Here is a 6931-nt window from a genome sequence, read left to right as displayed (position 1 = left end):
TCTTGTACAGTTTCACTCTATACGGCAATCCCACGTTTCATATGTAAGAGAATGGTTTTGATTGCTTCAATATAAACAGATTTGTAATGAGAAAATCTTAGGATATTCGGGATTCTTATGCAACATACAAAATAATTAATTATCTTTGTAAATCAATGTGTTGAGTTATTGTGGTAGCGTCATGCTATAATGTAAAAAGTTTCCGTAAAGTGTATACTATTCATTGCATAGCCTCTTTATACTTATGAATGTGCAATCCAGCACTGATCTATTTTCTCGTTTGCGATGTTTAACCATTATGGCATTGGAAATGATACAGAAAGGGAATTTTTATGCTTTAGAGGGTGCTTGATAAGGTGCTTGCTTGTGATGTGTGAATGGTTTTGATTGATTTCAGTTATGCTTCATAAAGTGTATTCCATAAAGATGCTGTTCGTTGTGTGTTATAATTGTATAAATTTGGGGGATATGATTATCTTTTTACTGGTTTTGTCTTGGGTTGCTGGTTTCTTTGTGGTCTTGTCTTTATTCACATCTTTATTCACAGGGGGGAAAAGTGTATAGACTGTAGTTTATGGCAGAGACGATTCGTATTATAGGCATTGATCCCGGATTACGGCGTACAGGGTGGGGCGTTATCGATGTTGCGGGTAATCGTCTTCAGTTTATTGCAGCAGGGACGGTTTCTTCTGATGTACAGTGTGAGCTGGCTTCCAGACTATGTCAGATCCACAAAGGTCTTTCAGAGGTTGTGCATCAATTTATGCCCCATGAAGCCGCTGTAGAACATGTATTTGTCAACAAAGATGCTACAGCAACTTTAAAACTTGGCCAAGCGCGTGCAATTGCACTGCTGGTTCCTGCGCAAGCAAATCTTCCTGTTTTTGAATATGCGCCCAACAAAGTGAAAAAATCAGTTATTGGGGTTGGACATGGGGCTAAAGAACAAATCCATATGATGGTCAAAGTTCTCCTCCCACGGGCTGAATTTGATAGCAGTGATGCGGCTGATGCTCTTGCTCTTGCTCTTTGTCATAGTATGCACCGTAACAGTATTGACCGATCTTATCAGGCAAGGATGGCGATATGAGTGGGGTGGAAGCATGATTGGCAAATTAAAGGGCACTCTTGAACATATCTTTGATGATCATATCCTTCTTGATGTTCACGGTGTGGGGTATGTTGTTTTTGTGTCAAATCGGCTGCGTCCTTCTTTACCCTCTGTTGGGGAGGCGTTAAGCCTTTTTATTGAAACGCATGTTCGGGAAGACGCAATCCGCCTTTTTGGTTTTGCTACAAGAGCTGAACAGGAGTGGTTTTGTCTTCTACAAAATGTTCCTGGAGTAGGGGCAAAGGTTGCTTTGGCAATCTTGGGTACTTTATCGCCAGATGAACTTGCACAGGCTATTGCTTTAAACGATGTTGCGATGATTAGTCGAGCGCCAGGCGTTGGTAAAAAAGTCAGTGAAAGAATTGTGGGTGAACTGAAAAGTAAAACACTCCCCTTTGAACAAGCTGTCAAGACTGTTTCGGTTTCTCAGCGTGAGATGACCAATCAACCTGCGCATGATGCGCTTTCCGCGTTGATGAAGCTAGGGTTTGAACGGGAGCATGCATCTCGTGCTCTTGCTCTTGCGATGAATGCTCTTGAGGGGGAAACTGTTTCTTCTGCCCTGCTGATCCGCCATAGTCTCAAATTGCTTTCTTCTCCTACTTAAAATCAAGGTAACAATGCATAAAGATGAAGATAAACGCCTTCTGGGTTCCGCCCCCCTTCCTAACGATCCAGATCGTTCCTTGAGGCCACAAGTTCTCGATGACTTTATTGGTCAAGAAGCGGCGCGGGCTAATTTAAAAATATTTATTGAAGCAGCAAAAACGCGGCAAGAAGCGCTGGATCACGTTTTGTTTGTAGGGCCACCGGGGTTGGGAAAAACAACGCTTTCACAGATTATGGCAAAAGAATTAGGCGTTAATTTTCGCTCTACTTCAGGGCCGGTCATCGCTAAAGCAGGAGATTTAGCCGCTCTCTTGACCAATCTTGAAGAACGTGATGTCTTGTTTATTGATGAAATTCATCGCTTAAATCCGGCGATTGAGGAAATTCTTTATCCAGCCATGGAAGATTATCAACTTGATTTGATCATTGGGGAGGGGCCGGCCGCACGCTCGGTGAAAATTGATCTGGCTAAATTTACTTTGGTGGCAGCAACCACACGTTTGGGGCTTTTAACCACACCTCTACGAGACCGTTTTGGCATCCCAATTCGTCTCAATTTTTATACGATAGAAGAATTGGAATATATTGTGCAGCGTAATGCACGACTTTTTGCCGTTAAGATCAGTGATGATGGTGCTCATGAAATTGCACGCCGAGCACGCGGGACGCCTCGTATTGCCGGACGGCTTTTACGGCGCGTTTGTGATTTTGCTCTGGTTAAACAGGCAAAACAAATTGACCAAAAAATCGCCGATGAAGCCCTTTCGCGCCTTGAGGTTGATCATCTTGGGCTTGATCCGCTTGACCGCCGCTACTTGCTCCTGATTGCGGAAACTTTTTTAGGGGGACCGGTGGGGATTGAAACGATTGCTGCTGCTTTATCAGAACCACGCGATGCCATTGAAGATATTGTTGAACCGTATTTGCTCCAACAAGGTTTTATTCAAAGAACCGCTCGTGGACGCATTCTAACTGAAAAGGCTTGGAGCCATTTAGGGCTTTCTGCTCCAGCCTCTACAACGTCTATACAAAGGCGTTCTCAACTTTCTGATGCTCAAGACAATTCATCACTTCAGACATCTTTATGGGATGGGGAAGATGACTAAGGCATTCTCTTTGTTAAAAGAAACTATGTGAATATTTTATAGCAAGGTCATAAAATACAAGAGACGTGCCTTCTTTTAGCATATTCTGGCTAAAAAGGTTTGGCACTATTAAAGATTTTTTGCTTTTCACAACTTCAACACAAAAATGTGTTCAATCTTTTGATTGATAGATAATTTGCTATATTAGATGATTTTATGGGATATGAAGTCGATGACAGAAATAACACCTTTTAAGAGCAATCATACAAACGCTTTTCATAATTTTCAGGTCCGCGTTTATGTTGCGGATACAGATTTTTCCGGTGTAGTTTATCATGCGCGTTATCTTGAGTTTTTTGAACGAGGACGTTCAGAGTTTTTACGCGATACCGGTTTTAATAATAAGATGTTAGCAGCAGGGGGTGAGGGGGAAAAACTGTTTTTTGTTGTTCGTCATATGGAAATTAATTTTTCAAGACCCGCTAAAATTGATCATCTTTTAGTCGTTAAAACACGTGTTACTCATATCCAAGGGGCCCGCTTTTTTATGGAGCAATCTATTTTGCATGAGATGACTACGTTGGTAACAGCCAAAGTTGAAATTGCTCTGATTAATGAGGAGGCAAAACCGCGACGTTTACCCAAAGAACTTTTTGCAAAAATGCTTGGTTAAAAGTGTTATTCATTGAAACAGCCGCTTCAGGAGAGATCAGCAGATATAAAGTAATCTATAATCTAAGACTATACATTTATCATAGCCTAGATGTTTTCTAACAAGGTTACACGATACAGCAAAAGAAAGCACCTCTGCTACAATAACTACAATAAATTGAAGATGATATCCCACAAAATTAAACACGCCCTATCCATGTTATGATTCAAAAACAATGTCATATCATCCATTTTCTTCTATAAACTCAAGATATTTTCTTTTTTTTGAAGAAAGGTTTGTTGGCATCGGAAAGCAGCGAAAAAGTACAAAATATAAAAAGAAATAAAAATGGATTAAGATTTATTTTTATAAAAATGCACATACCCAGCGCAATATTGCAATAAAGTGATAATAAGCCATTAGGTCGAAAATTGTCTTAAAAACACCCAAAGGGTGTTTTTAAGCAATTTGATTTGTTTTTTTTACTGGATTGTCATTTGGCATCACAAGAGCGCGTGTTTCATCCATTTCTATCTATAATGCATCACTTTATGTGCGCTTCTAAGCGTAGTAAATGAGTGAGAGATCAATGTATACAAAGCAGAAATGCATTCTTGATTTAAAGTTTCAAAAGCATATTATTCTATATAATATATTGACTTAGAAAGATAAATTATCACTTCTCACGGGTACAAACCCTAATAGAGGAATAGAATAAAATACTTTACATTTCAAATCTGTTCATGTTGAAACAATTAAAATCATTTGCTTACGCATCATAAGAGAGCAATAAAAATCATTGAAAAAATTGTAAAAATGTTCCTTATGTATCATTTTCAATGCAATAATGATCAAATATCGCAAGTGAGCAAAGAGAGCGAAGAAGCTGGTTTTCATGAAGTAAAGACGTGAAAAGGCTTTTTTCATGTCACGGAAGCTTGTACGTTATACCATGGTGCCAGAGAGATGATAGGCATTGAAAGGGGCTAATTCACAACACAATGAGATTACATGAGACTTACACTAGATTATATAGGACTTATAATAGGGGGGGTGCATGGGGGAGGCGCATTGTTGTGAGGTGTGGTAGGGTGGTTTAGTATCGTTTTTTGTGCCCGATGGTGTACCCCGTATTCAATTCGATGGAAAATGAGAGAAATAATAGCCTGAGGCAAAGCGTCATCTTTTATGATGATAACATATTTATTTACAATGATAATTCATTGCGTTGTCACTTTCAGATAATTCTGAAACTTGTAAAATTTTTTCTTTTCAAGCTCTATTGCCGCGAATTAATCAAAAACATTTTCTTACATGTCACAAGCGGAGTTGGTGAGTGGATACAAAAATACTTAAGAAAGGAATAAAATGCTTCTTATGAATCTTTTCAAGTGCTAAGACTTATCGCTGTATTTTAAGCTTAAAACGCGTATGATGATTTAGCGTTCTTTTCATAAGCGTAAAGATGGTGGTGCATAATAGATTTTATATCATGCATTTTTATGTCTTTTATTTTTATAGCATTTATGGAGAAATCCTTATCGTTATATTTTTCATAAATGCTGTTGTGAAATGAGGGGGGTGTGCATTGAGGGATGTCTCTCGTCATCACTTTTTAAGGAAATTTAAGAAACAAGTCTTGTTTTAGCGCATGGATTTATGTGAAACTAAAGTCTTTACTTAAATTTAGAAACTATAAAATAATCTGTTTTATAAAACTTTTAAAAATACACCTTTCATTTAGAGGGATAAAAATTATGCCGCATGGTGAACTAACAAATCCGGAAACAATTGGAATGTTGCATTTGTTTATGCAAGCGAGTTGGATCGTGAAAGGTGTTATGATTGGGTTGCTGCTCGCTTCCATCTGGAGTTGGGCAATTATTTTTGATAAAATTTTTACGTATCGGAGAATACGGCGTGAAATAAAGCAGTTTGAACGTACATTTTGGTCTGGCAAAGCGCTAGAAGATCTTTATGCATCATGCAAAAGTCAACGTACCAATAGTATATCCGCAGTTTTTATGGCAGCAATGGTTGAATGGAAAAAATCTCTTGAAAAAGGGACCCATACATCGAAAAGTTTGCAGAGCAGAATTGATAAGGCTATGGATTTGACGCTGGGACGTGAAAGTGAAAAAATAGAATCAAAATTAAGTTTTCTTGCGACACTGGGATCTGCGGGACCTTTTATCGGACTTTTTGGAACAGTTATTGGTATTATGGAGTCTTTTCTTTCTATTTCAGCTTCTCAAAATACATCACTTGCCATTGTCGCGCCAGGGATTGCAGAAGCGCTTTTGGCAACCGCGATTGGTTTGTTTGCAGCAATTCCAGCTGTTATTGCTTATAACAAGTTGACCCATGAAAGTGCGCGCATCATTGCACAAATAGAAAATTTTGCCGATGAATTTTCAACAATTGTATCGCGGCGTATTGATGAAACACGCACAGCACCTTCCTCTTTATAAAAAGGATCTTATCCCATGGGCGTTTCTGTTGCTTCTTCTTCTCGCAAAAATACACGTAGGCGGCATCATTCACGAAGCCAACTGATGAGTGAAATCAATGTTACTCCTTTTGTGGATGTCATGCTGGTCTTGTTGATTATTTTTATGGTCTCTGCCCCCCTTTTAGTGAACGGTGTTCCTCTAGATTTGCCTCGTAGTCAAGCGGGTCCCGTACGAGCTCAAAAAACACCTCTTACGGTTTCACTTGACGCGCAAGGGCGCTTTGCCATTAATCAAGATTATTATGAAACGTCACAGGCCCTGATTGCACACCTTAAAACTCTTCTAGAAGCAGATGCTACACAAAAAGATCAACGAGTTTTTGTGCGGGTTGCTAAAACTGTTGAATATCAGAAAGTATTAAAACTGCTGGCGGATATTCAAAAAGCGGGGTTTTCTCAAGTTGCGTTAGCAAGTTTAGCACAATAAATAATAAGTAATAAAATTGTGCATAACCGGTTGTTTTTAAGATGTTTTTAAAAGAGCATAGAGTGATTAAAAATGAAAAAATGTAAGGCATAAGTAAGGCATAAAGAATGAACAAAGACTCTTATCATAGTATGAAACGAGGCTTGGCTTTATCCCTTGTGGTCCATGTCATTTTTCTCAGTTGGGGAGCCGTTCAGTTTACAAACTCTGTCTCTTTACCACAACCGTTGGAAGCAATTCCCATCACTCTTGCTCCTTTGGTGGACGAGTTTTCCTCTCAACAAGGAGCCGTGAAGGCTCCTATCCGTGCAATCCCTGCCGTCAAACCAACTATGCAGCCACAAGAGAAAGAAGATGCACGCCATATTGGAGAGGGACAAATAGATAGTCTTGCACCATTTCAACCAAAGGAAAAGCCGCGTCCCGTTGAAACAGCATCGCCACCATCAAGCGAGAACACATCAGAAACATCTGCACCAGAACTTACAAAACCAGAATTATTAGAAGCAAAAACAGAGGATGCACCCAAGGTTGC

At 39.3% G+C, this 6931-nt stretch carries 6 protein-coding genes and 1 pseudogene; all 7 read left to right on the top strand.

Annotated elements, in window-relative coordinates:
• Nucleotides 1-574 precede the first annotated feature (574 nt).
• Nucleotides 575-1090 carry a crossover junction endodeoxyribonuclease RuvC gene (gene ruvC / locus ACFIL8_RS06075; RefSeq protein ID WP_375613206.1) on the top strand — a complete coding sequence of 172 codons (516 nt, stop codon included), beginning with the start codon at nt 575-577 and terminating at the stop codon, nt 1088-1090.
• 13 nt (nt 1091-1103) lie between these two features.
• A complete protein-coding gene (gene ruvA / locus ACFIL8_RS06070) occupies nt 1104-1718 on the top strand; it encodes a Holliday junction branch migration protein RuvA (protein WP_375611757.1) in 615 nt (204 codons plus the stop codon).
• 13 nt (nt 1719-1731) lie between these two features.
• Nucleotides 1732-2826 carry a Holliday junction branch migration DNA helicase RuvB gene (ruvB, locus tag ACFIL8_RS06065; protein ID WP_375613207.1) on the top strand — a complete coding sequence of 365 codons (1095 nt, stop codon included), beginning with the start codon at nt 1732-1734 and terminating at the stop codon, nt 2824-2826.
• A 211-nt stretch (nt 2827-3037) separates the two neighbouring features.
• Entirely contained in the window at nt 3038-3478 is a 441-nt protein-coding gene (gene ybgC / locus ACFIL8_RS06060; protein ID WP_375611759.1) for a tol-pal system-associated acyl-CoA thioesterase, read from the top strand.
• Between the two features lie 1736 nt (nt 3479-5214).
• Nucleotides 5215-5928 carry a protein TolQ gene (gene tolQ, locus ACFIL8_RS06055; RefSeq protein WP_375606538.1) on the top strand — a complete coding sequence of 238 codons (714 nt, stop codon included), beginning with the start codon at nt 5215-5217 and terminating at the stop codon, nt 5926-5928.
• Nucleotides 5929-5943: 15 nt separating this feature from the next.
• On the top strand, nt 5944-6396 hold the full coding sequence (gene tolR / locus ACFIL8_RS06050) for a protein TolR (RefSeq protein WP_375689135.1): 453 nt from the start codon (nt 5944-5946) through the stop codon (nt 6394-6396).
• 107 nt (nt 6397-6503) lie between these two features.
• A pseudogene (locus ACFIL8_RS06045) lies at nt 6504-6931 on the top strand (cell envelope biogenesis protein TolA); the annotation flags it as partial.

This window comes from Bartonella sp. AP57NXGY, from assembly GCF_042195805.1.
Lineage (GTDB): Bacteria > Pseudomonadota > Alphaproteobacteria > Rhizobiales > Rhizobiaceae > Bartonella.
This window is presented reverse-complemented; position numbering and strand designations above follow the sequence as displayed.